General features: G+C 60.8%; 2 protein-coding genes and 1 pseudogene. 1 reads left to right on the top strand and 2 read right to left on the bottom strand.

What is annotated here, in order from left to right; genetic code table 11:
- Positions 1–192 precede the first annotated feature (192 nt).
- Positions 193–318: pseudogene (locus tag AB0O34_RS36655) on the bottom strand (helix-turn-helix domain-containing protein); the annotation flags it as partial.
- Between the two features lie 711 nt (positions 319–1,029).
- On the opposite strand from AB0O34_RS36655, the gene AB0O34_RS36660 reads away from it, so the two are divergent.
- On the top strand, positions 1,030–1,587 hold the full coding sequence (locus tag AB0O34_RS36660; protein ID WP_363923589.1) for a hypothetical protein: 558 nt from the start codon (positions 1,030–1,032) through the stop codon (positions 1,585–1,587).
- 14 nt (positions 1,588–1,601) lie between these two features.
- Here AB0O34_RS36660 and AB0O34_RS36665 read toward each other — a convergent pair whose 3' ends face one another.
- On the bottom strand, positions 1,602–2,003 hold the full coding sequence (locus tag AB0O34_RS36665; protein WP_363923591.1) for a hypothetical protein: 402 nt from the start codon (positions 2,001–2,003) through the stop codon (positions 1,602–1,604).
- Positions 2,004–2,362 lie beyond the last annotated feature (359 nt).

Genomic DNA, 2,362 nt, shown 5'->3' on the forward strand with positions numbered 1-2,362 from the left:
ACATCTGATCAACGATCACTAATCCGGACAGATCTCATGAACGCCGGGGCCGTGCAGGGCGCACGACGTCAATTTCGGGTTCTTCGCGGTCCGTATCAACTATTCCGGGCAATTTTCCGCTTTTTCGTCAGCGAACGTTTGGGCGGAGTAGTAACTCCCTTTCCTACGCCACGTGTGATCAGCCATCGCCCGTCAGGGCTTCGCGGCTGCGGCGCCCTTCGGCTGGCGAGGCACGGTCTTACCTCGGTCAAGGTGTCCGTACACCGTTGAGCGAGGCACGCCGAACAGGTCGGCGATCTGCTGGACGGTCTTTCCCGCGCGTCGTAGAGCTGCTGGGCGAGCACGGCCTGGTCCGGGCTGAGCTTCGGCCGACGTCCGCCAACACGTCCACGAGCACGAGCCGCAGCAAGACCGTCGTTGGTGTTGGCCACGATCAGCTCACGTTGAAGCTCAGCCAGGACAGACATCATCAGGACGTACGACTCCATTGCTACAAGATCCCGTGTGTCTTCGCAGAGGGGAGCAACTATTTCCGCCGATTTTCCGCTTTTACTTCATCCACAATTTTGGCGGAATAGTAACTCCCCACATGCGCACCCGCCGTCCGTCGAGCACCCTTGCTTCGAGCATCCGACAGGGTTCACTGCTGTCAGCTTCCCACGGATCCGGCCGCGACGAGACTCTCGACGCCGGCGGTATCAATTCAGTCATCGTGGAGCAGTACGGCACCGACAGCGCGTACTGGCCTGCACAGCACTGACGCCAAGCAGCGTGCGTCGCTGCTTCCTCGTCGAACCAATGGGGCGAGTAGAAGGATCTGGTTTCTCATTTTTGTGTACCGATCCAGGGCATTCACGGCATGATGATGGTGCCAGGGCTCAACAGCGTCCCACCTGCGAGCCTAGGAGTCGTCTTCCTCCAGGTGACCGTAGTGGCCGTCAGGCAATTGGCTAGGGCGGCGAATAAGCCCGTGGGCGAGGTGTGGCAGGCAATCCGTTATGCGTTCGACGAGGAGGATGACCCGCGCAGATGACCAGAGATCTCATCCCACCGAGGTTTGCAGACGCAGAATCGGACCTCCCACAGGTGGAACAATGGTGCGCATCCGTACTACAAGGCGAGTCGGCGCGGATGCTTCTGCTCGGCCCAATCTTCTCCGGGAAGACCCATACAGCCTTTGCCGCGCTCAGGCGATTGCTGAGCTTCGGATATCCACGCCACCGCATCGCCGTCTACTCCGCGTCCGTTGGAGGTCTCGGCGAGAACTATGAGACCGAGATGATCGACGCTGGTCCTCGCGTGATCTTTCTCGACAACCTGACCGACCCCGTCGACAACCACGTGGGCGTCAAGGTTGAACTGGAGGTCGATGAGCCTCTCACACAGGCAGCGTTGGCGCTTAGCAGGGCCGTAGCCGTTGACGCCGCGGACCGCCTCGCCAGCCGTGCGAACACCTCATGGATCTGCTGCGGTTCAGGACGTGACGCGCTCAGGACATGCTTGGGGAAAGACGTCGCCGAGAAACTCCTCGCCGTAGCCGACGTCGTGGAGTTGCCTGAAAGGCCCCGACCTGACGTTCGCTGGTGAAGCGGGTATGCGTGTCACAAGCAGGAGCAGCCGCGGCAGTGCGGGAGCTTCGCATAGAGGTGTGTGTAGACCGCGTCGTACGCCTCTGAACTGCGGAGAAGGCTCTCGTAGACCGTGGTCGCCGGTCGCATGTATTGATCATCGTCCTCTTCAAGAAACTCGCTTAGGGGCACAATCCGTAACTCGTCAGTGGGGTTAACGGCTTCGTCGACTGGATAGCCGCGGGACATGCCGATGAATGGATCCATGATCGCTTTGATGTGGCCCATGAAGCGATTGGCGCACCAGTGGGCCTCGGTATCGGGCAGGTACTTCACTGCCCAGTCCACGATCTTTTCAAGATCCTTCAGGCGGTACTCGCACTGAGTGAGGTACTCCCAATCGGGACGGCGGTCATGGTGCGTTAGTCCAGCCATGCTTCTCTCCTGTGAGGGGGACGGATGTGCTTGGCCAACAAGGAGGCCGAGACGAGAGTAACTCGGCCCCACCGTCCGTTATGTGGGTTTGCTGTAGAGACCCGCGCCTGGGCGCTCAGGCAGCCGATGGCACTGCGAGCGACACAGTCGCCAGCAGGGCGCAACGTCGATGGGGACCTGCTAGGCCGCGACGGTGGCGCCGGCCCCGCCGCAACGCACTGGCGGAGATCCGGCAGAACGAGTCGCTGCTGGGTGCGACGGTCACCGACCGGATGCAGCCGCGGATGAACAAGGCCGACAGCAAGACCCTCCCTGCCAAAATGGACAGAGGTAGCAAACAGGCATAAAACTCTGTGCTG

Source organism: Sphaerisporangium sp. NPDC088356 (assembly GCF_040685555.1).
Classification (GTDB): domain Bacteria; phylum Actinomycetota; class Actinomycetes; order Streptosporangiales; family Streptosporangiaceae; genus Sphaerisporangium.